Source organism: Nakamurella sp., assembly GCF_044224575.1.
Taxonomy (GTDB): Bacteria; Actinomycetota; Actinomycetes; order Mycobacteriales; family Nakamurellaceae; genus Nakamurella.
On record NZ_JBGAKE010000009.1, the window covers coordinates 119375 to 145124 of the forward strand.

The 25750-nt window shown below is 69.7% G+C and carries 20 protein-coding genes; 8 read left to right on the forward strand and 12 right to left on the reverse strand.

The window, feature by feature from the left end:
* Positions 1 to 98 precede the first annotated feature (98 nt).
* Positions 99 to 1544 (forward strand): ISNCY family transposase, encoded by a 1446-nt coding sequence (locus ACILSK_RS12465; RefSeq protein ID WP_395727482.1) that lies wholly within the window; start codon positions 99 to 101, stop codon positions 1542 to 1544.
* A 108-nt stretch (positions 1545 to 1652) separates the two neighbouring features.
* Here the strand turns inward: ACILSK_RS12465 and ACILSK_RS12470 are convergent, their stop codons facing one another.
* Positions 1653 to 2120 carry a DUF5818 domain-containing protein gene (locus ACILSK_RS12470; protein WP_395727483.1) on the reverse strand — a complete coding sequence of 156 codons (468 nt, stop codon included), beginning with the start codon at positions 2118 to 2120 and terminating at the stop codon, positions 1653 to 1655.
* A gap of 58 nt (positions 2121 to 2178) precedes the next feature.
* Between ACILSK_RS12470 and ACILSK_RS12475 the strand changes: the two genes are divergently transcribed.
* The 3 genes from ACILSK_RS12475 (at position 2179) to ACILSK_RS12485 (ending at position 4036) form a co-directional block, all read left to right on the forward strand.
* Entirely contained in the window at positions 2179 to 2985 is an 807-nt protein-coding gene (locus ACILSK_RS12475) for a hypothetical protein (RefSeq protein ID WP_395727484.1), read from the forward strand.
* Positions 2986 to 3172: 187 nt separating this feature from the next.
* Positions 3173 to 3379 (forward strand): hypothetical protein, encoded by a 207-nt coding sequence (locus tag ACILSK_RS12480; RefSeq protein ID WP_395727485.1) that lies wholly within the window; start codon positions 3173 to 3175, stop codon positions 3377 to 3379.
* Between the two features lie 228 nt (positions 3380 to 3607).
* Positions 3608 to 4036 (forward strand): cyclic nucleotide-binding/CBS domain-containing protein, encoded by a 429-nt coding sequence (locus ACILSK_RS12485; protein WP_395727486.1) that lies wholly within the window; start codon positions 3608 to 3610, stop codon positions 4034 to 4036.
* Here the strand turns inward: ACILSK_RS12485 and ACILSK_RS12490 are convergent.
* Both ACILSK_RS12490 and ACILSK_RS12495 read right to left on the reverse strand, forming a co-directional pair.
* Positions 4033 to 7494 carry a hypothetical protein gene (locus tag ACILSK_RS12490; protein WP_395727487.1) on the reverse strand — a complete coding sequence of 1154 codons (3462 nt, stop codon included), beginning with the start codon at positions 7492 to 7494 and terminating at the stop codon, positions 4033 to 4035. The genes ACILSK_RS12485 and ACILSK_RS12490 overlap by 4 nt on opposite strands.
* Positions 7495 to 7562: 68 nt before the next feature.
* On the reverse strand, positions 7563 to 8192 hold the full coding sequence (locus tag ACILSK_RS12495) for a MerR family transcriptional regulator (RefSeq protein ID WP_395727488.1): 630 nt from the start codon (positions 8190 to 8192) through the stop codon (positions 7563 to 7565).
* 74 nt (positions 8193 to 8266) lie between these two features.
* Between ACILSK_RS12495 and ACILSK_RS12500 the strand changes: the two genes are divergently transcribed.
* Positions 8267 to 8761 carry a DUF4188 domain-containing protein gene (locus tag ACILSK_RS12500; protein WP_395727489.1) on the forward strand — a complete coding sequence of 165 codons (495 nt, stop codon included), beginning with the start codon at positions 8267 to 8269 and terminating at the stop codon, positions 8759 to 8761.
* Between the two features lie 16 nt (positions 8762 to 8777).
* Here ACILSK_RS12500 and ACILSK_RS12505 read toward each other — a convergent pair whose 3' ends face one another.
* The 4 genes from ACILSK_RS12505 to ACILSK_RS12520 all read right to left on the reverse strand — a co-directional run bounded on the left by ACILSK_RS12505 (position 8778) and on the right by ACILSK_RS12520 (position 14611).
* Complete coding sequence (locus ACILSK_RS12505; protein ID WP_395727490.1) at positions 8778 to 10061, reverse strand: Ig-like domain-containing protein; 1284 nt, start codon at positions 10059 to 10061, stop codon at positions 8778 to 8780.
* Between the two features lie 138 nt (positions 10062 to 10199).
* A complete protein-coding gene (locus tag ACILSK_RS12510; RefSeq protein WP_395727491.1) occupies positions 10200 to 11033 on the reverse strand; it encodes a class I SAM-dependent methyltransferase in 834 nt (277 codons plus the stop codon).
* 178 nt (positions 11034 to 11211) lie between these two features.
* Positions 11212 to 12303 (reverse strand): alpha/beta fold hydrolase, encoded by a 1092-nt coding sequence (locus ACILSK_RS12515; RefSeq protein WP_395727492.1) that lies wholly within the window; start codon positions 12301 to 12303, stop codon positions 11212 to 11214.
* Between the two features lie 22 nt (positions 12304 to 12325).
* On the reverse strand, positions 12326 to 14611 hold the full coding sequence (locus tag ACILSK_RS12520; RefSeq protein ID WP_395727493.1) for a hypothetical protein: 2286 nt from the start codon (positions 14609 to 14611) through the stop codon (positions 12326 to 12328).
* A gap of 999 nt (positions 14612 to 15610) precedes the next feature.
* Between ACILSK_RS12520 and ACILSK_RS12525 the strand changes: the two genes are divergently transcribed.
* Entirely contained in the window at positions 15611 to 16270 is a 660-nt protein-coding gene (locus tag ACILSK_RS12525; protein WP_395727494.1) for an ANTAR domain-containing response regulator, read from the forward strand.
* Between the two features lie 62 nt (positions 16271 to 16332).
* On the opposite strand, the gene ACILSK_RS12530 is transcribed toward ACILSK_RS12525, so the two are convergent.
* Positions 16333 to 18216 carry a propionyl-CoA synthetase gene (locus tag ACILSK_RS12530; protein ID WP_395727495.1) on the reverse strand — a complete coding sequence of 628 codons (1884 nt, stop codon included), beginning with the start codon at positions 18214 to 18216 and terminating at the stop codon, positions 16333 to 16335.
* 184 nt (positions 18217 to 18400) lie between these two features.
* Here ACILSK_RS12530 and pknB point away from each other — a divergent pair, with 184 nt between their 5' ends.
* The gene (gene pknB / locus ACILSK_RS12535; protein WP_395727496.1) at positions 18401 to 20527 is read left to right on the forward strand and encodes a Stk1 family PASTA domain-containing Ser/Thr kinase; all 2127 of its coding nucleotides are present in this window, start codon (positions 18401 to 18403) and stop codon (positions 20525 to 20527) included.
* A gap of 15 nt (positions 20528 to 20542) precedes the next feature.
* Here pknB and ACILSK_RS12540 read toward each other — a convergent pair whose 3' ends face one another.
* On the reverse strand, positions 20543 to 21016 hold the full coding sequence (locus ACILSK_RS12540; protein ID WP_395727497.1) for a hypothetical protein: 474 nt from the start codon (positions 21014 to 21016) through the stop codon (positions 20543 to 20545).
* A gap of 229 nt (positions 21017 to 21245) precedes the next feature.
* Between ACILSK_RS12540 and ACILSK_RS12545 the strand changes: the two genes are divergently transcribed.
* Entirely contained in the window at positions 21246 to 22256 is a 1011-nt protein-coding gene (locus ACILSK_RS12545; protein WP_395727498.1) for an aldo/keto reductase family protein, read from the forward strand.
* Positions 22257 to 22258: 2 nt separating this feature from the next.
* On the opposite strand, the gene ACILSK_RS12550 is transcribed toward ACILSK_RS12545, so the two are convergent.
* From ACILSK_RS12550 to ACILSK_RS12560, 3 genes are all read right to left on the reverse strand, one after another.
* The gene (locus tag ACILSK_RS12550; RefSeq protein ID WP_395727499.1) at positions 22259 to 23314 is read right to left on the reverse strand and encodes an alpha/beta hydrolase; all 1056 of its coding nucleotides are present in this window, start codon (positions 23312 to 23314) and stop codon (positions 22259 to 22261) included.
* 50 nt (positions 23315 to 23364) lie between these two features.
* Positions 23365 to 24147 carry an IclR family transcriptional regulator gene (locus ACILSK_RS12555; protein WP_395727500.1) on the reverse strand — a complete coding sequence of 261 codons (783 nt, stop codon included), beginning with the start codon at positions 24145 to 24147 and terminating at the stop codon, positions 23365 to 23367.
* A 717-nt stretch (positions 24148 to 24864) separates the two neighbouring features.
* On the reverse strand, positions 24865 to 25695 hold the full coding sequence (locus ACILSK_RS12560; protein WP_395727501.1) for a VOC family protein: 831 nt from the start codon (positions 25693 to 25695) through the stop codon (positions 24865 to 24867).
* Between the last annotated feature and the right edge of the window lie 55 nt (positions 25696 to 25750).

Consider the following 25750-nt stretch of genomic DNA (forward strand, 5'->3'; position numbering starts at 1 on the left):
TTCACCCTGAAAAAGTCGGGTGCGTCGGAGCTGCTGGTATGTGCCCTGAGCTGCGAAGATGGTCCTGAACCCTTGGGCTAGAAGGGATCAGGACCATCGTGTTTCGTACTGTAGGCGATCAGATCTCGTTGTGGGAGGCCGTCCTCCCCGAAGAGCTGCTGCGGCTGCCCGAGGAGCTGGCTCGGGTGGATGCGCTGCTGGACGACGAGGCTTTCTTCGGACCTTTCGAGCCGTTCTTCGACCCGCGGATCGGCCGACCGTCCACACCGATGGAGGTCTACCTCCGGCTGATGTTCCTGAAGTTCCGGTACCGGCTCGGCTACGAGACGTTGTGCCGGGAGGTGAGCGATTCGTTCACCTGGCGGCGGTTCTGTCGGATCCCGTTCGACGGGGCGGTGCCGCACCCGACGACGCTGATCAAGCTCACGACGAGATGCGGATCGACCGCGGTCGAGGGGTTGAACCGGGTGCTGCTGGCCAAGGCGGTCGAGGCGAAAGTGGTCCGCACGAACCGGGTTCGCGCCGACACCACGGTCGTCCCGGCGAACGTGGCCTACCCGACCGACTCGGGGTTGCTGGCCAAGGCGGTCCGTCGGATCGGCGCCAGCGTGAAGCGGATCCACGCCGCCGGCGGCGCGGTCCGCACGCACGTGCGGGACCGGTCCCGGTCCGCCGGAGCGAAGGCGCACGGGGTCGCCGCCAAGCTGCGGTCCCGCGCCCAACTGGGTCGAGACGAGGCCAGGGCCGGGGTGCAGAAGATCACCGGCGAGCTCGCTGACCTGGCCGAACAGGCGATCAAGGACACCCGCAAGCTGCTGGTCAACGCTCACCGCGCCGCGGACCGGGCCCGGGCCCGGGCCAAGGCCACGGCGCTGGCGAGGACCGGGATCCGCGACGCGGTCGCCGGGCGTCGCCGAGGCCGGCTGGTCCGCGCGGTCAACGACTTGCAGAACCTGGTCGAGGCGACCGAACGGATCATCGAGCAGACCCGGACCCGGCTGACCGGCCGCACCCCGGACGGCGCCACCCGAGTGGTCAGCCTGCACGACACCCAGGCCCGGCCGATCGCCAAGGGCCGCTTGGGCAGACCGGTCGAGTTCGGCTACAAGGGGCAGGTTGTCGACAACGACGACGGGATCGTGCTGGACCACAACGTCGAGCTGGGCAACCCACCGGACGCGCCGCAGCTGGCGCCGGCGATCGACCGGATCACCGCGCGGACCGGCCGGACACCGCGCACGGTGACCGCCGATCGCGGGTACGGCGAGGCCGCCGTCGACCGGCAACTGAGCGACCAGGGAGTCGGAAACGTCGTCATCCCCCGCAAAGGCAAGCCCGGCACCGCCCGAAGAGCGATCGAGCATCGGCCATCATTCCGACGGACCGTGAAGTGGCGAACCGGTTGCGAAGGCCGGATCAGCACCCTCAAACGCGGATACGGATGGGACCGCACACAGCTGGACTCGCTGGAGGGTGCCCGCACCTGGACCGGACAGGGCATTCTGGCCCATAACCTGGTCAAGATCGCCGCCCTGACCGTCTGAAGCCACCCGTACCAAGAAAGCCCGCTCAATCGAGCCGACGTCCGGACCGACGAATCAGCCCTGCCCGAGCTCAATCGGCCTTCTTCATGGCGAAGTAACTAATGGCCTTCAACGCCATGACGTCACGACGAGCACCCGCCCACAGGGGCTGACCAGGTCGGGCCGAGGCGTTCCGGTCACGGTCACGTGAGCGCCGATCGCCAGGTCCGAGGCGGGCTCGCCGGTCAACGTCCAGCGACCGTCGTCGTCGGTCTGCAGGTTCCGGCAGGACGGTTGCGCACCCTCGACGACCGTCCCGGTGACGGTCATCCCGGCGGGCGGCACGGACGGCTCGGACGGCGGGGACGCCTCCGACGCGGACGGTCCGGGTGTGGATGCGGGCCCCCGGCCCGTCGACGGCGGCGCCGGGACGGAGGACGGCGACGCCGGGGTCGACCGCGTCGATCCGGATCCCGACGGCGGCATCGATCCGGTGGGCGGGGCCGGCGCACCGCAGCCGACCAGCAGCAGGGCGAGGCACCCGGCGACGATCCGCCGGGTCGACCGGCCGGATCCCGGTTGGGCAGAAAGGCGCATCACGTCACGAAGACGTCCGTCGGCCGGTCACACGTTGCACGGACCGATACTGAGCCTTGTGAATGAATCGCCGCGACCCGAGGATCGGTTGGTACAGGTCGTCGAGGAACTCCGGGACGAAGTGCGGCGCCTGCAGCAACGGGTGGATCGGACCGCGGCACCCGGGCCCGAGCCGGCCCACCCGACCGACGGACACCCCCCGCCCGCACTGCCGGCCTGGCGGCGGCCGACCCGCGGCGAGCAGCGGTGGGAGGTCAGCGTCGCGGTCGGCCTGATGATCGTGTTGCAGCTGGCGCTGCCGGGAGCGCTCACCCCGGTCGGCCGGTGGACCTTGCCCGCGATCGAACTGGTCATCGTGGTGATCCTGGTGGCCGGCAATCCGTTCCGGATCGAGCGGTCGTCGCCCTGGCTGCGGGCCGCCGGGCTGAGCCTGCTGACCGTGGCCGGCCTGGCCAATGCCCTGGCGGTGGTGCTGTTGGTCAAGGATCTCATTTCGGGTGATACCGGGGACGATCCGGTGCCGCTGCTGGCCACGGGGGCGAATATCTGGATCACCAACGTGATCATCTTCGCGTTGCTGTTCTGGGAATTCGACCGCGGCGGGCCGGCCGCGCGGTCGGCCGGCACCCGGCCGCGACCGGACTTTCTGTTCCCCCAGATGGCCGGCGATTCCGGGATGTTCCGGACGTGGGAGCCGCGCTTCTCCGACTACGCCTACGTGTCGTTCACCAACGCCACCGCCTTCAGCCCGACCGACACCATGCCGATGACGCGGTGGACGAAGCTGGCCATGATGGTGGAATCGGCGGTGTCCCTGGTCACTGCGGCGCTGGTGATCGCCCGGGCGGTGAATGTCCTGCGGTGACCGGGGCAGACCGGGCGGGCAGACCCGGCGACATTCGCCGACGGAACTGGGCTACAGGGACGCCCGAGGGCGGATCGGACGAATGCCGTCAAGGCCGCGAACCCCGATTGTTCAACCAATGCACCTATCCAACGCACAGGACCCGTCGGTAGGGTAGCCGGTCAGGACCAACCTTCGAGGAGGACGAATGGCCTTTCCGGCGCTCACTACGGTGCAAGCGGCGCGTGACATTCGCTACGGCGGAACCACTGCAGTCCCCACAGGAGCTCCCGGAACGATCGTCAATCTGCAAACCGGCTGGGGTTCGACCACCTACACGGTCGAGTTCACCCCGGACATGGGCACGAGGCTGACCCTGGTGGGCCTGACGGACAGCGACCTGCAATCTCGCTGAGCCGCACTCCGCTCGGGTCATCGAGGGGTCGACCCGGACCCACATCTCAAGGACGGCCGCGAGGCGCCGCGCAGGCGCGTCGCGGCCGTCCTGCGTTTGGCCGGACTCCGTCGGGGCCGATGTCAAGGACCAAGGACCCTCGCGGCGAGCCGGTTCCGGCGACTTGACTGGGTGCTGATCGGCGCACATCGGCCGGTCGAGCGAACACCACGTCAGGAGCGGGAAGAAATGACCAGTCCACGCACCGCGCAGCCGTCCGAGCCGGTCGCCCGGATCATGACCACCTCGGTCGCCACCATCGACGCCTCGGCCACCTGGGCCGACGCGGTCTCCGAGCTCGCCGCGAACGGAATCGGCGCCGTGCTCCTGGTGGACGACAACGAGCGCGTCGGCCTGGTGTCCGAGCGCGACCTGATCGACGCATTGGCCGAAGGAACGACCGACCTGGCGGCCCGGCAGATCGGTGAGATCGCCACCTTCGACCTGATCTGGGCGGACCCGGACGACACCATCGCCCAGGCCGGAGTGACGATGATGGACGCGGAGATCCGGCATCTTCCGGTCGGCGACGGCCGGGAAGTTCTCGGCATCGTGTCCGCCCGCGACGTGCTCCGAGTTCTGGTGGCAGCCCAGTGCGGCGTCGCCGTACCCGCCTAGATTCGACTCCCCCGGTCGTCCCTCGTGTCCCCTGCCCTGCGTGCAGGCCGCGTCACGGAAAGTGGTCCGATGAGGCGGTCGGCGGTAAGGGACGATGCCAGCCGCCCGCTCGCCTCACGGGCGCCGGGTCGCGTCGCCGCGATGAGGTCATCCAGGACAGGGGCCCGCACCCCGCGGAGGAGGTCAAGTCGATGCAGCCGCCCAACGAACTCGACGATCTTCGTCGCGGTCGCCGGCCCTGAACGGCTGACGTCGGCTAGTGATCGGAGTAAGCGGGCCGGGTCGTGAACTGTCCCGGCAACGTCGAGCGCCTCGTTGAGCTGAGCGAGGAACCAGTCCGGCCCGCAGGCACGTACCAGGTCGGGCGTCGCTGCCCACGCGCTGATCACCGATGGAATGGGCCGATGCTGAGCATCGGCGTCCCATTCGCGTACCGATACCCACAGCCTGCGCGCGTCCTCGGGCGTTGCCACCCACTTGGTGCTCAGGGCGGAACCAAGGTAGATCATTGTGGCAGCAATCAGATGGGCGGGCGCGCAACGACGGAAGACTCCGGCGTTCGGCCCGTCTGCTCTCCCGCCATCGACGAGAATTGCGTGCGCCACGCACCGAATCACCCCGGGCGGATCGGCCGGGTCGCGGTAGGCCAGCCGGTCGGCATTGGTGAAGAACCAGCCGTAGAACGGCTCGAGGTACTGATGGAGGCCAGCGGGGAAGGCATGGTGGTTTTCGAAGAACCCAGCCAAGAACCAGGTGAGATCGGTCTGGGGACCTTCACGGAGGCCCTGACTCCGCGACTGCACTTCGAGAACCTCGACTTTGTCGAGACTTTCGAGAAGTGGTTCGAGCAGTACTCGGGTCATTTGCGGGCGGATCTGGTAGAGGGCGCCCGTCCACAGACCGACTACCGCCAATATCACCGGACGACTGGCTCCCGGCGATGACAGGGCTCCGGTCAACCGGTGGACCAGGGGCGCCAAGTCGCGATCGGGCCAGCTTCGGTCAGTGAACAGCTGGAGGAGCAGAGCAACTGCCTGACCGGCCGGTTGCCGGTCCACCGCTTCAAACGCGGCCCGAGCCTCGGCCCACGCCTGGTGTTCGAAGCGAATTGACTCCGTGTTCAGCGGCGGCTCGGCCATCATTCGGCACAACGTCTCCACCTGGCCAGTAGTGGGTCGCCGCTCGCGGAGTCGCTTGCCCATCAGGGTGAGCAGGTCGGTCGCCAGCCGTCGACGTCGGCGCGAGTCCGGGGTGGGAGGCTGCGGGAGCGGCCCGAGACAGCCGCGCAAGAGTTTGACGGCCTTTGTCCAATCAGCGGACGTCCAGAGTTCAGTTGCCTCAAGCTCGGCGTAACGCCGCGGGGGCTTCCAAGGCGGCACGAGGGCCGGTGGCCACCGATCCCAATCGGAGGATTCAAGTTCGGAGCGGGGCAGCAGGATGCCGGTCACCGGATCCTGGATCCAGCCGCTGTCCGGCTCCGGTCGAGGTCGTGTCGCCCGGGACTTGTCGACCACCGACATGAACCGACCAATCCCCATGGAGTAGATCGGCGCGATCTCCACAGCGAGCCGGCCCGTCCCGACCGCCGACTCCCAGGCGTGCCGGATACTGGCGTGATCGTCGACCTCAACCAGCGGGGCAAGCGACGCTGCGGCGTTGGCGCAATCCTTGGCGTCGTCAAGAACATCCTGTCGTACCACGTCTCTGTCGGAGTCCGAGAGGCGCGGCCAGTGAACCGACAACATGTCCCGGAATTCGCCGCGTAGCCATGGCGATCGCCGGATCCGCGGGTTGCGCGCAACTGCCAGCACAGTGTCTGGCCGGGCGGTCCTGTCGGCCGCGACGCGGGCCAACCACAACCGAGTCAGCAGACCGCACCCGGGCTCGGCCAGCATGGTGTCGATCAAGGGGTCGTCGCGGCCGACGCCCACCGTCTCAACCAAAGCTGCAATCAACTGAACCAGATCCTCGGTGTCCGTCGGCGCCTCCCAAAGGATTGGCACGAGCAGGCTGGACGGATCGGCGAAATCGTCCTGAGCGCCGACCCAGTCGCTCGCCCGTTGGACGGCCCCGTCGATCTCATGATCGGCCGTCGCCTCGCGGAGCTCCCGCAACCACCCACCGTCGGCGTTGAGCTCGCCGATCACCGATATCACGGTCTCCGAAAGGACTTGCAGCAGTAGCCGCCGGCCGTCGCGACCCACGTGCTCGAGCAGATGAGTCACGACCCGGGCGAGGTTGATTCCGGTGAGCCAGATGGCCAGCGGTTGACTCCCGTCCTCCGCTGGTCCGAACGCGAATAGTTCGCGGAGCGAACGCTCAGCGTACAACTGCTGCGCCGGGGTTGCCCCGGGGTCAAGAATGAGGACCACGCAGGCGTGCGCGTACCAGGCCGGAAACCGGATGACCCGATCGTCGCCCCCCAACCTGGCCACGCGATCGTGTAATGGCAGGTCAAGCCAGTGTCGAGCCCGTGCGAGCGCCTCGAACAAGTGGGCCGAACCGAGGGCCATAGCGGCGCGCAGGATGTCTTCATGCACCCGGACATTGGTGCTACAGTCCCCGATTTTGACCAGCCACCACATCAAGTTGGGGCGATCGGGGGCACGGTCGGCAATCCGGGCCAGATACCGTGACGGTGACCACGCGGGATGCGCAGTTTTCGTGGGCTCAGGAGGAAAATCGAAAAGCCGCTGTCCGGCAAGGAAGGACCACCACACTGGTTCATCCAGTGAGTCGAACAGGAATTGGATGTAGTCGGGATCGAGTCGGACCAGTCCCGCGAGCTTCACAGCGGCCGGCTTGGACGGCGGCCCATGGATCAGGTCGCGGATCTGTTGGAGAACTTCGTCGACATACTGCTCGAACAGAATGATCATTTCCTGCGCGATCGTTGCGGCGCCCTGCGCCTTGCTGATCAGATCAGGGGTCAGCACCCGGGCCGGACGGCCGCGTTCGCGGTGGGCGAGCGAACTCGGCGAAAGTTCCCGCCAGGCTTTCGAAACTGCCTCGTCAAGACCGAGTACAGCGACGAAGACTTGTCGTCGCCAAGCGTCACCCTCGCGTTCGGGCCGCACCGGGACCGGGATGTCGCGCCGCTCCGCAATGGAGAGCGCGACAGGCAACAACGCCTCCGCGACCGCGCCGACCATCTCACGCGCAGCATGGAAGACTTGCTCAACCGGTGTGGACCGTCGGCTCCGATCGCGGATAGTCTCCAGCATGGCGACGTAGTGGGCGGCGCCATCCGGGGCGACCTGGGCGATCCGCCGGCGGATGATCTCCTCGTCCCCCGACAGAATCCTTGCCGGATCTCTTTCCTCGTCCTTGGGTGTCCCGAACGCGGGCCGCGGACCCGAGGCAGTAAAAGCGGCCACTATGGAGCCCAGCGAATCGGCAGTAAGAATGTGGTCGAAGACGGAACTCTCAAGGTCATCGTCCGGAATCTCAAATCTCATTACCGCGGACCCCCACCGCAACCGTGAACACCCCAACCGAGCTGAATCCGCCGGAGGTGGGTAGTGTCTCAAGTCTCGGTCAAGTCTTGCACGCCGGCGAATCGCTGTGTCGACACGTGCTGCTCGGCCAGCCGACGCAGGGCCAGGATCAGTGGTTCGTTGAGCACCGTGCCCAGGACGACATAGCGCACCGCCGCTGCCGGCGACTGGGTCGGCAGGTGGTCGAGTTCCATGTTGGCCACCTGCAGCATCGCCGCGGCGTAGCCGTCGAGCGCGCCGGCCGGCACGTCGAATCCGGCCGCGTCGATCGCCTCGAGCGCGTCGAGGAACGCCGCCCGACTGTCCCGGTCCTTCGGGTCGATGCTCCACCCCCAATGCCGCAGCAGGTCGTCTGCGCGACCCAGGTCCCGGTCGGGGTCGGCCGGCTCCATCAGCGCGCCGTGCGCAGCCCCGAGCAGCTCGTTGCTCGGCGCCTCGGCCTGGTCGACGGCGTCCAGGACCCGCATCGCTTTGGCCACCGACAGCCCGGCCGGGCCCAGCAACGCGCGGATCAGCCGGAGCCGGGCGACGTGACTCTCGTCGTACCGGGCCTGCGTGGCCGACGTGAGATGCCCGTCGTGCAGCAGGTTCTCCCGCAGGTAGTACTTGATCGTGGCGGTCGGCACACCGCTGACCCGGGACAGTTCGGAGAGACGCACGACGGTCCTTGACATTGGATAGTGACACTCTCCATTATTGGAGAGCGTCACTATCTTATCGAGAGAGGACCGCCGTGGCTCGCATCGACACCCGCCGGATGACCCATCGTCACGAGGGGTCCCTGGTGGTCTTCCACATCGGCATGACGATCAACACATGGCACCGGCCGGACCGGTGGTGGCCGGTGTTCGCCGCCATGCCCGGCATGCTCGCCGAACTGGCCAAGGACCCGGAGTCGGGGCTGCTGGGCTACCGCCTGTTGGTCGGCCGCGGCGGCCCGACGTTGATCCAGTACTGGGAGTCGACCGACAAGCTGTACGCCTACGCAGGTGACCCCGACGCCCGGCACCGACCGGCCTGGGCCGCCTACAACCGGCGCGCCCGACGGGCGAACGGCGCGGTCGGCGTGTTCCACGAGACGTACGTGGTGGAGCGGGCGGAGACGATGTACGTGTCCACCCCGGTGATGGGGCTGGCCCGCGCGACCGAGTCGGTGCCGGTCGGGCCGCGGGGTGATCGGGCCACCCAACGGCTCGGCGACGGACGCACCCGGTCGTCGGCGGCATGAGTTCTGCCGCGCCCGGTCAGCTCGCGGCGAGCGCCTGCCACTGGTCCCAGGTCAGGCCCCAGTCGTAGATGTCGCCGTCGTCGGGACCGAGTTGCACGCTGGTACCGGTCACCTCGACGGGATCTCCCCAGATCGCCGAGTGGAAATAGGCCTGCGCGTCCGCGATCGACAGGTTGACACACCCGTGGGTGACGTTCGCGTACCCCTGCGCGTCGGTGCTGGCCGGGTTCGCGTGGATGAACTCGCCGTTGTCACTGATCCGCACGGCCCAGCGCTCGGGGATGTTGACGTACCCGTAGGCCGGGTTGCTCATGTACTTGATCTCGTCGAAGTCGGTGACCACGTGCACACCGGATCGGGTGATCAGATTCGTGTCGCCGGTGTTGTCGCCGCGGCCGTAGGAGGCGGGATAGGTCGCGGTGACCTGCCCGTCCTGGGTGACGACGAGTTCGTGCGAGTTCACGTCCGCCTTCACCACCTGGTTGCGACCGATGACGAAGTCGCTGGTGACATCGGCCCGGCCGTAGGCGCCGTCAGCGACCTTCACGCCGTAGAGCTTGGCCTCGACGTGCACCTTCGTGCCGGCGGGCCAGTAATCCTTGGTGCGGTAGTCCAGCGCCCAGAGGCCGTCGTCGTGTTGGACCCAGGCCCAGGAACCCTCGACCTGCGGGTCGGTGGTGATGGTGACGTGCTTGGCGATCTCGGCCTTGTCCGCGGGCTCGACGCCGAACTTCACCATGATCGGCGCCGCCACCCCGACCGTCATGTCGTCGCTCGGGTAGATCGTGTTCTTCACCTGGACGTCAGGACTGACGGTCGAGTACGTCCCGGCGATGGCCACCTGCTTGCCGTCGGTCCCGGTCGCCGTGCCGGCCACGGTGTAGGTGGCGCCGAAGGCCAGCGGTTCGCCCGACGTCCACGACGCGCGGTCGGCGGACAGCGTGCCGCCGACCGGGTTTCCGTCGGGATTGGTCATGGTCAACGCGTCGATGGTGCCTTGCGCGACGCCGATGGTGATCGGGTCGGCCGGGGCCAGGTCGCCGCTGTTCAGCGCCGGCGTAGCGGTGATCGTGGCGACCGGCGGCACCGGTGTGGTCGAGCTGGTGGGTGGGCTCGATGGACTCGACGAACCGCTCGGACCGGCGGCGGTTGCCGTCGACGCGGGAGAACTGGGCGATGCGCTCGTTCCGGCGACCGCGGTCAGGCCGCCGGGCGACCCGGTCGTGCAGCCGGCCGTGACGGCGAGCAGCGCTGCCGCGAGCGAGCCGAGGATCCAACGGTGATGGCGACGACCGTGCATGCGTGCTCCCGAGCCCCACTGCGGGCGCGTCCACCCGCGGTAGGCGTCCACCCGACCGGAGGATATGCCGCCGTACTGTGAAATCTCCGCATATCGGGCCACCCGGTGGGGTGTTGAGGGTCGTGGCCCCGCGCGGTCCTAGGCCCGGCGCGCAGTGACCAGAAGGTACTCCCAGTGCATGGTTCCGGTGTCGGCACCGGCCGTGCGGGCCAGTTCGACCAGGGCGCGGTCGAGTGCGGCCGTACGGTACGGGTCGTCGGCGATGTTCCGGTAGGCCGCGATCGTCGGGCCGTAGTGCTCCTTGAAGAAGTCGCGGAAGTCCTCCGCCGAGGCGAACCGGTCGACCGTCAGCTCGCGCCGCGCGGCCTGCAGCTCGGTGACCCGATCCCCGAACAGTTCCCGCACGTGCACCTCGGTGCCCCACAGCGGTCCCGGCCGGGCGCCGGGCGGGGGCGTCGGCACGAACTCCTTCATGATCGTGAACATCCGGCCGATGAAGCCCTCCGGGGTCCAGTTGATCAGCGCGATCGTCCCGCCGGATCGGGTCACCCGGGTCAGCTCGTCGGCCACCGGCTGATGGAACGGGGCGAACATCACCCCGACGCAGGACAGCACGGTGTCGAACTCGCCGTCGCCGAACGGCAGGAATTCGGCGTCGGCCGCCAGCCAGCGCAGGTCGAGTCCCCGCTCGCGGGCGCGACGCTCGCCGATGTCCAGCAACTCCGGCGTGAGGTCGCTGGCCGTCACCCGCGCGCCGCGTTCGGCGGCCGGGATGCTGGCGTTGCCCGAACCGGCGGCGACGTCGAGCACCCGCTGGCCCGGACCGATGCCGGCGGCGCGGACGATCACCGGGCCGAGGCCGCCGACGACCTCGGTGGCGACCGCGTCGTAATCGCCGAACGCCCACATCGCCCGGTGCTTGAGTTTGATCGGACTCTGCGTGGCCGGGTGCTGCGCCGGTGCCTGGGTCATGTCAGTTCTCCCTGTCCTGCAACCTGGTCCGGCCGAGCCGTTCGGCGGACAGGGAGAACGGTAGGGATCGCCCGGGCGTGCGCACATCGGTGCAGACGCGCACGTCGGCGGTCTGCCGGTCGGGCGCCGTGGGTGCGTACGCGTACCCGCACCGACGCGTCCGGCGGCGAATCCTCGGTCAGGGGGCTCCGAGCAACCGGGCCACGGCGGCGGTCCGGGCCGCCTTTCCCTGGAGATCGAGCTTGGCGTAGATGTTCTGCAGGTGCCGTTCGACGGTCCGGATGCTCAGCGACAGGGTATGGGCGATCTCTTCGTTGTCGCGACCGTCCGCCGCCAACCCCAGCACTTCCAGTTCCCGACCCGACAAGATCTGCGACAACGGGACTTTCCTCGCGGTCTCGGTGACGCGGTCGTCGGCCAGGAAGTCGCGGACCTCGGCGACGAACACGGGCCAGGCCGGCTCGCCGGCCAGCAGGATGTGATTGCCACTGTCCAGCGGAACCAGCCGGGCCCCGGGGATGCCGGTGCTCAGGTGCCGGGCGTGGTCGAAGTTGTTCATGCGGTCCCGCAGTGAGTGCAGCACCAGCGCGGGCATCGCCAGCTCCGGCATCAGCGCGCTCGCGTCGGCCCATTTGCGTTGTTGGCGGGCGAGCACGGCGGTCCGCGGCGACACCGACACCTTGAGCAGATCGTCCAGCCAGCCGAGTTGCTCCTCGGTCGCGTCCGGGATCATCTGCGTGCTGAACACCCGGCGGAACGTGCCCTCCGGCCGCCCCCAGCCGGCCTTGATGATGTGCTCGAACGCGTCCTCCAGTTCCAGGTCGTCGTCGGTGATCCCGTGCTGCGGATCGGCGTAACTGTCGTAGAACACCAGGCGGGTCACCCGGTCCGGATTGCGGTGCGCGTAGCTGATCGCCACCGGGCCGCCCTGGGCCATGGCCATCAGCGCGAACGTGTCGAAGCCGGCGTCGTCGGCGACCGCGGTGAGATCGCCGACCCGAGCCTCGAGGGAGAAGTCGGTGACGTCCCAGTCGGAGAGGCCGTGACCGCGCTCGTCGAACCGGATGATGGTGGCGAACCGGCCGATGTCCTCCAGGAAGTGCCGCCACACCGGGCTCGCCCAGTCGTGCTGCAGATGGGAGAGCCAGCAGGTGGAGATCAGGATCGGCGGGCCCCCGCCGTGCACGGCGTAGGCGATGCGGACTCCGTCGGGGGCCCGGCAGAAGCGGATCTGCTGGTGCGGGTTGCCCGCCCGGCTGGTGGCGGGCATCCCCAAATGGTAGTCCGGCGCGTCAGCCGATCCCCAAGGTCACCTGCGGTGTGGTCTGCCCTGCCCCCCTGATCGAGTACACGTACGGGATGTTCCGCAGCAGGCCGATATCGGTAAAGCTGGTGCCCTTGACCGTGGCGATCCGCTCCCCCGCCTCCCCCCGCAGCACGTCGTACGTCGCGTTCGGATCACCGTCCCAGCCCAGGGTGATGGTGCTGGACGTGGTGCCGGTGGCCCGCAGGTTGCGGGGTGCCGCGCCGCTCCCCGGGGTCGGGGTGGTGCTGGTGGGGGTCGCGGTGGAGGTGGTCGGGGTGGAGGTGGCCGTGGTGCCGGGGATCACGGTGATCTGCCGGGTGACCCCGCCGGGGCCGCGCACCGAATACACGTACGGCACGTTCCGGGCCAGACCCTGATCGGTGAAGCTGTTCCCGGTGGTGCTGGCGATCCGCACCCCGGCCTCGCCGCGCAGGATCTCATACGTCGCGCCGGCATCCCCGTCCCAGGTCAGGGTCGCGCTGTCGGCGGTCGTGGTGACTCGCAGGTTGGTCGGCCCCTGCCCGCTCGGCGGGGTGCTGGTGGTCGGGGTGCTGGTGGTCGGGGTGCTCGTGGTCGGGGTGCTCGTGGTCGGGGTGCTCGTGGTCGGGGTGCTCGTGGTCGGGGTGCTCGTGGTCGGGGTGCTCGTGGTCGGGGTGCTGGTGGTCGGGGTGCTGGTGGTCGGGGTGGTCGGCGGCAGGCCGGATCCGGGGTAGTCGATCACCATGGCCGGCTCGGTGTCCGGGTAGGGCGTCGGGTCGCCGGTGTCGTTGACGACGTGGTCGATGATGCCGGCCAGCAACTGCACCGTCAGCAGATGGTGCAGCCTGACCCCGGACTTGACCGGCACCTCGAACGCATGGCTCAGATGGATCGACGGGTCGACGTTGGTGTAGATGTAGGCGCCGCCCCCCCACAGTTCGTGATTGTTCACCGAGTCGGCCACCTTGTACGCGGCGTAACCGAGGGCGTCACTGCGCCAGGCCTGCTGGCTGGGCGGGTCGTAGGGCAATTCGTTCTGGTAGAACACGACCTTGCCGTTGTCACCGTTCCAGATCGTGTTGTACTGGCGCCAGTGTTCGACGAAAAGACCGGTGCCGACCACGTTGTCGCCGTTGACAACGAGGCCGACGTCGCCCGGACTCACGTCCCAACCCACGCTGTTCGGCACGCCGTGGTCGCCCCTCCACAACCAGGTGTGGTCGATCAGCACGTCGTCGCTGTTGATCACCAGACCGAGCGTCGTCCGGCCCACATGCGGTCCGCCGACCCGCATGAACACGTCGGACAGGGTCGTCGGGTCGGTCAGGCTGCAGGCGGCGCAGGTCCCGTTGCTCGTCCCCACGGTCATCAGTGCCGGCGAGGTGACGGTGCCCGCGTCGATCATGATGCCCGCGACGATCACGCCGGGGACGTCGCCGACGGTCAGCGGGACGGCGCCGCCGACGGCGGTCAACGTGGCCAGACCCATTCCGAGCACGACGGTGTCGGCCCGGGTGACCTTGATGCTCTCGCCGGCGTTGTAGACGCCGGGCGTCAGCAGCAGGTGTTGACCAGAGCTCAGCGCGGCGTTGATGGTGCCGATCGAGTCGGACGGGCTCGCGACGAAGAACTTCGAGAGCGGGATCGAGGTGCCCGGGGTGCCACCGTTGTCCCAGCTCACGCCGGCCGAGTTGGCCCGGGCGGATGGCACGAAGACCTGGTAGCTGCCAGCGGAATCGAGGTACAGGTAAGGCTTCTCGCGGCTCAGCGCGGTGGTCGGCAGGTTCGTGTAGGTGCCGAGGCGACCATCGGCCTGGGGCACGCCGAAGTTGGTCGCCGGGGCGCCGACGACGCCCGAGAACACCTGGTTCCACACTCCGTTGGACCAGCCGCCGACGGTCGAGTTGCGCACCAGGTACTGCTGCTGCGAGCCGTTGGTGACCTGGCCGGGCACCTTGGAGTCGGCGATGTAGCCGCCGCTGGCCCACTGCGGCTGGTCGGTGCAGTAGTCCATCAGACTCAGCGGCCCATTGATGTTGACCCGGCGCATCGGCGATGCCTGCGAGGCCGCCCAGAACATCGCGGTGCGGCGGCAATCGGTGGTCCCACCGGCCACGTTGACGGTCAGATTGGACAGCGAGCGCCAGAAGTTGTTCAGCGCCACGCAATACGGCTGACCGGGCTTCGTCGGATTCGGCAGGCAGCGATTGAAGACGTCGATGCGGCCGTTGATCGTGACGTCGGTCGGGTTCTTCCCCAGGCCGGCGATGTCCATGTAGTAACCGACCTGCAATTCAAGCGGCTGGGCGGCGGTGCCACATGCTCGGATCGAAGACCTTGACATTCGGTCCCAGGTCCGTCGCAGCGGCAATCACTGCGGCCCTTGCCGTTTCGGGCACGGCTTGGGCCGAGGCGGCAGTGGCGGTGACGGTGGCGCCGAGCACGGCCAGCGCCGCGGCGACGACCGCGCCGAACCGGGTCCGGTGACCCATCCGCCTCCGGTTCCGGTTCCGGACCGGCCGAACCTGCGCATGGACCACCGACATTGGCGACCGCCTCTTCATTGGGGAGCTCGCTGTGGGAGCGCTTCCAGCTGGTGACCCTAGTCACAAACATCGCCCTGCGCATGCGCAGCTTCACAGTCCGTCGTCGTGACCCACTCGCTCACCGCAGCGGATCGTGACAGACCGGCTCGGCGAATGTTCCTTCCTTGCAGTCATGATCACCCGTACTCCGGGTGGGGTGGCCGGCCCGATCACGGAACGCACGCGCACACCGGCGAACGAGCGGCATCATCGGACGATGGGTGAACCCTTCTCAGCTCCGCCCGGCCCGAAGGCTGGGCGCTGAATCACCTCCGCCCGGCGGCAGTCGGGCGCTGATCACCTCCGCCGGCCGTCGCGCGCGGATCATCTCCGGTGCCGCGGATGAACTCGTCGACTTCCGTCACGTGCGTCACATCCGACGCGAGTTCGTCCGCGCACAGGTCGAACCACCGGGCGCCCTCAGCGGGCATGGCCCATCAGAGCTCAGGCGCCGCCGGGCGGTGCGCCACTCGCCGGAGCGGTGCGTCATGGCGCGAACACCATCGAGGCCTCGTTCCCTCGATCGAGGACACCGGCGAGCAATCGGGTGGTTCTGTCGACACGTGCAACTTCTCTCAGCCTGCGTTAGCTGAGTTGCTGCTATTTCAGCTAATCTTGCTAACAAGATCGACTTGCCCAGCCGGGCAGTCGGCGGCAGTGGGGTTCACAGCGAGTCACAGGGTCACCCCCGGGGGAGGGAGAGCGGTATGAACATCGAGCGGACGGGCGAGTCAGTTCTGCGTCCGGTGCTGGCCACCGAGCAGCGCCCGGCCAAGCGCCGGGCCGTCGTCTGTGATCGGGACGAAGCGGCCCGGTCCGCGGCGGCGGCGATCCTGACCGACGAAGGGTTCGATGTCGTGGGCCGGCTGGCCGACGCCCGCGACCTGACCGAGATGGTCGCCGATCGGCGTCCGGACGTGGTCGTTCTGGCGCTCGATGGCGTCGACGGACCCGAATTCGAGGCGCTCTCGGCGATCTGTGCGCAGCGCATCGCACCGGTCGTGGTGATGGCGACCGGTTCCGCGCCCGAGCTGGTCACCGGCGCCCGGGACGCGGGCGCGCTGGCCTACCTGACCAAGCCGCCGACCCGGGCCGACCTCCTGCCGGCGGTCGAGGTGACGATTGCCCGGTTCGCCGAGATGTCCCGGCTGGTCGCCGAGGCGGCCGCGGCCAACCATCGGCTGCACACACGCAAGCTGATCGACCGGGCCAAGGGCCTGCTGATGACGCATCGCCGGATGAGCGAGCCCGAGGCCTTCCGGTGGATCCAGCGGACGGCCATGGATCGTCGGACCACGTCGCTGGCGATCGCCGGGCAGGTGGTCGCTGAGCTGGGCGAGAGCCAGCAGCACCGCGCCGCGTCCTGATCCACCGGAAACCGGCGGGGCTCGACATCCCCGCCGGTCAGCCGGCGTCGATGGCCGGCCCCTCAGGCACCGGCCTTGCGGAGCACCGGCCGCAGGGTGTCCAGCACGGTGGCGTCGTCGATGGTCGACGGCACCGGAGCCTCGACCCCGTCGGCGATCTGCCGCATGGTGCGCCGAAGGATCTTGCCGGATCGGGTCTTGGGCAACGCCGGGACTACCGAAACCTCGCGCAATGCCGCCACCGCACCGATCTGCTCCCGCACCCGCCGGACCAGCTCGGCCTGCACGTCGCCCGGATCGCGGTCGACGCCGGCCTTGAGCACCACGAATCCGCGCGGCACCTGTCCCTTGAGCACGTCGGCCACGCCGATGACGGCGCACTCGGCGACGTCCGGGTGCCCGGCCAGCACCTCCTCCATGCCCCCGGTGGACAGCCGGTGCCCGGCCACATTGATCACGTCGTCGGTGCGACCCATCACGAACAGGTAGCCGTCGGCATCCAGGTGCCCGCCATCACCGGTGAGGTAGTAACCGGGGTACGTGGACAGGTACGAGCTGACGTAGCGCTCGTCGTCGTTCCACAGGGTCGGCAGCGACCCCGGCGGGAGCGGCAGCTTGATCGCGATCGCCCCGTCCTCGCCGGCCGCCATCTCCTGACCGGAGGGGTCCAGGATCCGCACGTCCCAGCCCGGCATCGGCCGGGTCGGCGAGCCCGCCTTGATCGGCAGCAGCTCGATGCCGGCCGGGTCGCCGACGATCGCCCACCCGGTCTCGGTCTGCCACCAGTGATCGATGACCGGGATGTCCAGCAGTTCGGAGGCCCACCGGTAGGTCTCCGGGTCGAGCCGTTCACCGGCCAGGAAGAGGTACTTCAGGCTCGACACGTCGTACCGGCCGACGAGTTCACCCGACGGGTCGGCCTTGCGGATGGCCCGGAACGCGGTCGGCGCGGTGAACAGGCTCTTCACCCCGTGGTCGGCGACGACCCGCCAGAACTGCCCGGCGTCGGGGGTGCCGACCGGCTTGCCCTCGTACAGGACGGTGGTGGCCCCGGCCAGCAGCGGGCCGTAGACGATGTAGGAGTGGCCGACCACCCAGCCGACGTCCGAGGCGGTGAACATGACCTCGCCCGGGCCGACGTCGTACAGACCCCGCATGGTCCAGGCGAGCGCCACGGAGTACCCGCCGCCGTCCCGCACCACGCCCTTTGGCTTCCCGGTGGTGCCGGAGGTGTAGAGGATGTAGAGCGGGTCGGTCGCCCGGACCGGCACCGGGTCCGCCGGCACCGCCGCCGACATGGCCTCGTCCCAGTCCACATCGCGCGGCCCCATGACCGAGACCACCTGCGGCCGTTGCAGAATGATGCACTTCTCGGGCTTGTGTGCGGCGATCTCGATCGCCTGGTCGAGCAGCGGCTTGTACTCGATGACGCGCTGCACCTCGATACCGCAGGAGGCGGACACGATCACCTTCGGCGTGGCGTCGTCGATGCGGGCCGCCAGTTCGCGCGGCGCGAAACCACCGAACACGACCGAATGGACCGCGCCCAACCGGGCGCAGGCCAGCATGGCGATCGCGGCGTGCGGGACCATCGGTAGATACACCACCACCCGGTCGCCCTTGCCGACGCCCAGGTCGGCCAGCACACCGGCGAACCGGGCGACCTCGTCCCGCAGCTCCCGGTAGGTGTAGGTGGCGACGGTCCCGGTCACCGGACTGTCGTAGATCAGCGCCGCCTGGTCACCCCGACCGGCGTCCACGTGGCGGTCCAGCGCGTTCGCGCAGACGTTCAGTTCACCGTCCGGGAACCAGCGGTAGAACGGGGCCGCCGAATCGTCCAGCGCCCGGGTCGGCGCGGTCGTCCAGTCGATCGCGCCCGCGGAATCCAGCCAGAAGGACTCCGGGTCCTCGACGCTCGTGCGTCGGATCTGCTCATACCCGCCCATTCACTGGCCTCCTCGTCAGCGCGCTGGTCAAGATTGTGCTCCGATGGTGACCGTTCGAACATGCGTGGGCCGATCGGTGCGGGGAACATGGGCACCGGCGAGGGCAGCGGCGACAATTGCCGATCACCGGTCGAATCGGGACGGTGAACGGCAGCTCCGAGACGCAACCGGCCGGGGAGGTCGGGTGACGGGTCGATACGAGATCGGCGAGGAGATCGGACGCGGCGCGACGTCGGTCGTGCATCGTGGCCGTGATCTGCGGCTGCGTCGCGACGTCGCCGTCAAGGTGCTGCGCGCGGACCACGACCCCGACCTCCTCGCGCGGTTCCGGCGCCAGGCGGCCAACGCCGCCCTGTTGAACCATCCGGGGATCATCGCCGTCTATGACACCGGTGAACTGCCCGCGGACGAGGGGGGCGAGCCGTTCGTCGTCATGGAGTTCGTCGCCGGCCGCACGGTGCGCACCGAACTGGTGGCCGACGGTCCGCCGGCCACCGATCGGGCCGTGACGATCGTCGAGGACGTCTGCACCGCGCTGGAGTACGCCCACCGCTTCGGCATCCTGCACCGGGGCGTCTGCCCGGAGAACGTGATGATCGACGCCGCCGGGACGGTGAAGGTGATGGACTTCGGGATGTCCCGACGGGCGGTCGCCGGCGACCGGGACCCCGCGCGGACCGCCGAGTACCTGTCCCCCGAACAGGCCCGGGGTGAGCCGGCGGACGCCCGTTCCGACGTGTACGGCACCGGCTGCCTGCTCTACGAGCTGCTCACCGGCGTGGCCCCGTTCACCGGGGACGATCCCGTTGCGGTGGCCTACCGCCAGGTCGGTGAACCGGCCCGGCCACCGAGTGACACGTCGCCGGCGATCTCGGCCGACCTGGATGCGATCGTGCTCAAGGCGCTGGCCAAGGACCCGTTGGACCGGTACCAATCGGTCGCGGACCTGCGCTCGGATCTCGTCCGGGATCGGCTCGGTGCCGCCACCGTCGCGCTCGCGGCCGGCCGAACGACCGGCGCCGATCGTTCGGTCGGCACCGGACGCCCCGGTCCGATCCGGCGTCCGGTCGCGCGGGGGGCGGGCAGCACCGAGCGGCCGGTGCCCGCGGGGCCACCGTTGCTGGCCCCGCCCACTCGCACCCGGCCCGCCGATGACGCCGAACCACCGCCCGGGCGTCGGGGCCGGCAGGTCGCCTCCTTCGTCGGCTTCGGTGCCGTCTGCATCGTCGGGTTGGCCGCCGCGGTGTGGCTGACCATGAGCGTGGTCTCCGCCCCTCCGCCCGCCCGGCCGGTCGCGGTGCCCGACCTGTCCGGGATGACCGTGGACGAGGCGCGGCAGGCGCTGTCCGGCAAGGATTTGCTGGTCGGCACGGTCGCCGAACAGGACTCGACGGCGGACCAGACCGGCCGGATCGTCGAGCAGCGTCCGTCGGGACGCACCGAGGTCGCCGGCCGCACCCCGGTGAACGTGGTGGTCGGCCGCGGGGTGAGCGCCGTGGCGGTGCCGGACCTCGACGGCCTGACCCCGGATCAGGCCCGGTCGGCTCTGTCCGGGGTCGGTCTGAGCTACCGCGAGCAGCAACAGCCTTCGTCCGACGCCGACCGTGGGAGGGTGCTGGCCCAGTCTCCCGGCGCGCACGAGCAATCCCCGCCCGGCGGCACGGTCGCCGTGACCGTCGGCACCGGAATGACCATGGTGACCGTGCCGGACGGCATCATCGGAGTGAGCGTCGACGACGCCACCTCGGTGCTGGCCGGCGCCGGGCTCACGGCGGTCGGCGTCGAGCAGGACGGCACCCCGGCGGCCGGCATCGTCATGGGAACCGACCACTCCCCCGGCCAACGGTTGCCCGAGGGCAGCCCGATCACCCTCAACTACTCGAACAACGCGCTGATGGTGATGCCGACCCTGACGGGTCGTGGCCGGGACGCGGCGGCCACCGTGCTGCAGGCCCAGGGCTGGGCCGGGGATGCGGGCACGATCACCGTGAGTTCGGCACCGGCGGCGTCGCCGAATCTGATCGGCACGGTGGTCGATCAGCAGCCGTCCGCCGGCGCGGTGGTGCGCAAGCTGGGTACGGCGGTCTCCGTCGGGATCGGCGTGCAACAGATCACCATGCCGGCGCTGGTCGGCAAGACCCGCGGCGCCGCGGAGAACCTGCTGCGCGCCGCCGGCGCGACCCAGGTCACCTTCGCCGACGGCGGCGCCGCGCCACGCGGTCAGGCCGGTCGGGTGGCCGCCCAGTCCGTGCCGGGCGGCACCGCGATCACTGCCGATACCGCGCTGGTGGTGACGGTGTATCGAGGCTGACGCGAGGAGGTCGTCTCAGCCCGGTGCCGGATGCGGGTGGTCGGCGGTCACCACCGTCACTGGGGTGTCGGTGATCCGGCGGATGCGGTGGGCCAGATCCTGATGCAGCCATCGGGACATCCCTTCGGGCAGGGTGGAGACGATCACCTCGTCCACATCCCCCTGGTCCAGCCGGTCCCGGATCGCCGGCACCGGGTCGTGGTCGACGACCTCACCGACGGCGGACACGCCGAGCCCGGCCAGCCAGTGCACCCCGGCGGTCGCCCGGGCCCGGGCGTGCTGGTGGGCATCGTTGACGGCGGCCGGCGGCCGCATACCGCCCTGCACCGCGAAGGCCTGGGCCAGGACCTCCACCAGGTCCGGGTGGGAGGTCGCCGGCACGACGAGCAACGCCTCCACGGGACCGGGGTCGGCCCGATTCCGGATCAGTGCGGCGAGGTGGTCGCCGCCGATGGTCTGATTCGCGACCACCAGAATCCGCCGCACCATGTCTGTCCCGGCCCCGTCCCGACGCCCGAAGGTTCGCCGGTCATGCTGCCACAATTCCCGCTCGACGCAGCGAGGACCCGCGGGGACCGGCACGGGTTCAGCCGGCGCCGACGTGACCGACCTCGGCCGTTCGGTGGCCGACCTCGTGGAACAGCGACGTTGGAAACGCCTTTCGCTTCTGGCGGCCCCGCGGCGAAGCCGCTCCCGCGCGCCTCATAGGTTGAGCGGTATGGAGTTTCGCTACCTGGGCCGCAGCGGCCTGAAGATTTCCGCACTCACCTACGGCAACTGGTTGACCCATGGGTCGCAGGTGGAGAACGACGTCGCGTCCGCCTGTGTGCGGGCCGCCCTGGACGCCGGGATCACCAGCTTCGACACCGCCGACGTCTACGCGAACGGCGCCGCCGAGTCCGTGCTCGGGGACGCGTTGCACGGGGAACGCCGCGAGTCGCTGGAGATCTTCACGAAGGTGTACTGGCCGACCGGCCCGCGCGGACACAACGACGTCGGGCTGTCCCGCAAGCACATCGCCGAGTCGATCAACGCGTCGCTGCGCCGGCTGCGCACCGACTACGTCGATCTCTACCAGGCCCACCGGTTCGACACCGAGACGCCGCTGGAGGAGACGATGCAGGCGTTCGCCCAGGTCGTCCGGCAGGGCAAGGCCCTGTACATCGGGGTCAGCGAGTGGACGGCCGACCAGATCCGGGCGGGTCACGCGCTGGCGCAGCAGCTGGGCATCCAGCTGATCTCCAGCCAGCCGCAGTACTCGATGCTGTGGCGGGTGATCGAGGACCAGGTCGTGCCGACATCACGGGAGCTGGGCCTGTCGCAGATCGTCTGGTCGCCGGTCGCGCAGGGCGTGCTGACCGGCAAGTACCTGCCCGGCCAGCCACCGCCCGCCGGTTCCCGAGCCACCGACGACAAGGGCGGCGCCCGGTCGATCGAGCGGTTCCTGCGGCCGGAGGTGCTGACGGCGGTGCAGGGGCTTGCGCCGGTGGCCGACGAGCTGGGGGTGACGATGGCACAACTGGCCCTGGCCTGGGTGCTGACCAACGACAACGTCGCGGCGGCGATCGTCGGCGCATCGCGTCCGGAGCAGGTCGCCGACAACGTCAAGGCGGTCGACGTGCAGATCCCGCCCGAACTGCTGGCGCGGATCGACGAGGTGCTGACCGACGTGGTGGTCCGCGACCCCGCGATGACCGCCGCGACCGCGCCGGCGGCCCGGCCGGCCTGACCTCAGCCGGCCGCGTCCAGGTGCGCCCGGAAGGCGGCCATGAACTCGGTGGGCTTCTCTAGGAACGGGCTGTGCCCGGTGTCGGCGATCGGCACCTCCTGGTAGCTGCCGCCGGCGGCGGCGTAATGGTCCAGGACGCCGCGCGTCTGGCTCACCATGGGCTGCACCGGGTACGCCTCCGGGCCCGGCCAGCCGGGCACGACGCCGAGCTCGCCGAGCCGGGCCAGGTCGTACAGCGAGGTGTCGGAGACGATGACGTCGTCGGTGCCGCGGACCCACAGGATGGGTGGCTTGGGCTCGATGACCTCCAGGTCGTCGATCCGGAAGTGGTTCGGCGCCATGGTGTTCAGCACGCCGCGGGACCCGGCCAGCAGACCCGGCCAGGCCTGCGTGACCCCCAGGTCGCCGGGATAGTGGTCCGGGCCGAGCCGGGTCGACAGCATGGACTCGACCAGGTAGTCCAACCCTTCGGGCACGAACGGCGGCTTGACGTAGTGGGCCAGCAGCACGTTCCTCGGCGCCAGCGGACCGTCGGCCGACCGGTCGCCGGCGGCCAGCCGCTCGACGAACTGCGGGTTCGCCGTGCCCCCGCCCGAGCCCAGCCCAGGCGGGTCCGCCGGGACCCCGTCGAGGCCGGAGGTGCCACCGAAGCCGAACGGGGAGACCGGGTTGACCAGCGTCACCGATGCCAGGGCCGCCGGCTGGTCCCGCAGGCACTGCAGGACGACACCCCCGCCCATGCTCCAGCCGGCCAGGTGCGCCCGGTCCAGATGCAGGGCCGCCATCGTGGCCCGGACATCGTCGGAGTAGTCGCGGACACCACGGGTGGCGTCGACCGGTTCCGGATCGGTGTCCCCGAATCCGCGCAGGTCCACGGCGATCGGCCGGTAGCCGGCGGGTAGATCCAGCATCAGCTGCTGCCAGAACAGGGCTGAGGAGACGTTTCCGTGCACCAGGACGACGGGAATGCCGTCCCGGCCGTCGATCTGCAGCACGTTGACGGTCAGCCGGTCGGTTCGGACGCGGGTGGCGGTGATGCCGGGGAGAAGGAGGTCCACACCGGCATTCATTCACACCCCCGTCGCCCCGCGGGTCGCGGGTCGCCCGGTCAGTGGCCGACCGCCACCAGGTGACGCGGCTCGTCGGTTGCGGTCGGCTGGGTCGAGATGGCGCTGACGCCGGCCAACTCCCGGGACAGGCTACGCGCGGCGATGGACAGCGGCCCCAGAATGGGCTGCAGGTCGGTGCCGAGGTCACGGACCGACAGCTCGATGGCGGCCAGCACCTCCCCGCCCGACCCGAAGACGGGCACCGCGACGCCGCAGACACCGGGCTCCAGCTGCCACTTGGCGACGGCGACCCGGGTCAGCCGGGTGACCCCCAGCGCACGACGCAGCCGAACCGGAGCAGTCACGGTGTGCGCGGTGTACTGACGCAGCCCGCGCAGGATGGTCATCTCCACCGTCCGTTGCGGTGAGAAGGCGAGCAGTACCCGGCCAAGCGCGGTGGCGTGCAGCGGCAGCGTGGCCGCGGCCGAGAAGGAGGTGGCCGGCCGTGGCCCGGGCTCCTTTTGGATGTAGGCGACCTCAAGCTCACGCAGCACGCCGAGCCGGGCCCGGCACCTGGTGACCGCGGCGAGATCCTCCAGGACATACGGGGCGCGCTCGCCGACGCTGGGCGGAGCGGCATCCGTGCCGCCGATGGTGCGCAGCGGCAGGCCGGCGCGGTACTGGCCGTCGCTCGTCCGCTCCAGCAGCCGGCGGGAGGCGAGTTCGGAGGTCAGCCGGTGTGCGGTCGACACCGGCAATCCGGCCAGTCGAGCGATCTCGGTGAGCGAGTGCTCGCTGCCCTCGGTGAAGGTCATCAGGATCGACGTGATCTTGCTGGTCACCGAACGTCCGGACTCGGTCGCATTCCCCGCCAACTGATCTCTCCCGCCTTCGGGGCAGCGGGCGACGGTGTCGCGGCGCTGCGTCGTGAATTCACTTCGTTCTCCGGGCGGGTGGGCCGACCGGACGTACCACTCGCTCGCCTTGGACAGGCGGACGAAAAATCGGCTCTTCCTCGACTTGTGGCGCGTGCGTCGCGCCGGATCGGCCGGTGTCACCACCTTCCCAGCCCGTCCATGTCTCAACAACCGGCTCGTACCGCTGAGTGGGACGCAACCCTGATCGCCCCCCAGGGGAAAGGGACCAGCGGAACATTGCGCGCGTCACGGGCGTCTCGCCGGCGCGCGCCGTCGTCGACAGGCAAGCCCGGAAGGTGGCAGCCGCCATCGCCGCGCACAGCCGGCACCGGTGCCCGCCGGACGACTGCGCGACCCTGTCATCGCCCGCTCACCCCGGGTAGCGTCAACTCCGGCTCGGTGCCTGGGGTGGGTCGTGACGTGGTCGGGTTCGGGTCGACGGTCGGCTGCGGTGGCGGGCCTGACGATCTCGATCGCGGTCTTCGAGGCGGCACCGGTCTCCGGAGCCGTTCAGCATGGGGCGCTGCTCGGCGCCGAGCCCGGACGTGTGCCGCCGGAGATGGCCGGTCGTAGCCCCGGGTGGCCGCCGCACGGCGCGGCCGGCGGTGCACGGTCAGTGGCCGCGAACCACCGCACGGCGATTCACCAATCGCTGTCCGGCGGGGCGAATTGGCTGAGTACCAGGTCGGCGCCCTGCGGGTCGCGGATCCGGGCGTGCCTGGTCCAGGCCGACGCACCGGACTCCAGCACGGTCGCTCCGAGCCCTTCCGCGGCAGCGACGCTGTCGTCCCGATCGGCGACGGTGAACGTCACCCGCCAGACGGGCGGGCCGTCCGGGTCGACGACGATGCTGCCGATGACGTCGGCGAAGCCGGGCGGCGCGGATTTCTGCCGCTTGTGGATGCCCGGGTCAGTGGTGGCCGCCAGGTGGTCGCCGTAGCCCGGCACCTGGATCATCGTGCCGGCGTCCATGGCCATGTCGACGATGCGCCAACCGAACAGCCCCTGGTAGAACGACATCGCCCCGACCCGGTCGGTCGTCAAGAGGTCACTGAAGTTGCAGGCACCGGGCACGTTCGCCAGTTGCGCGCCGGTTCGGCGTCCCGCCTGCCAGAGCCGGAACGGCGCGCCCTGCGGGTCCCGTACCGCGACCCATCGGCCGGCGGGGCCGACGTCAACCGGCCCCTCGACCACCTCCCCACCCAGCGGACCGACCGCGGCCGCCGATTCGTTGGCCTCGGCCACCGCCACGTAGGTGTGCCACCGGGTGTCCGTTCCGGCGGCGGGGCCGATCCCGGCGATGTCCTGCCCGTCGAGGGTGGCGATGAGATACCGGCCAGGGGCCCCGGGCCGCACGACGTCCGTGAGCGTCCAGCCGAACAGGCCGCCGTAGAAGGCGGCCGCCGCGTCGACATCGGGCTGCTCGGTATCGATCCAGCTGGTCACTCCGGGTGGATAGGTTCGGCCGGTCATGTCCGTTCTCCCCGGTCGTCGTTCTGGTGGCCCCGTCGCCGACATGGTTCACCAT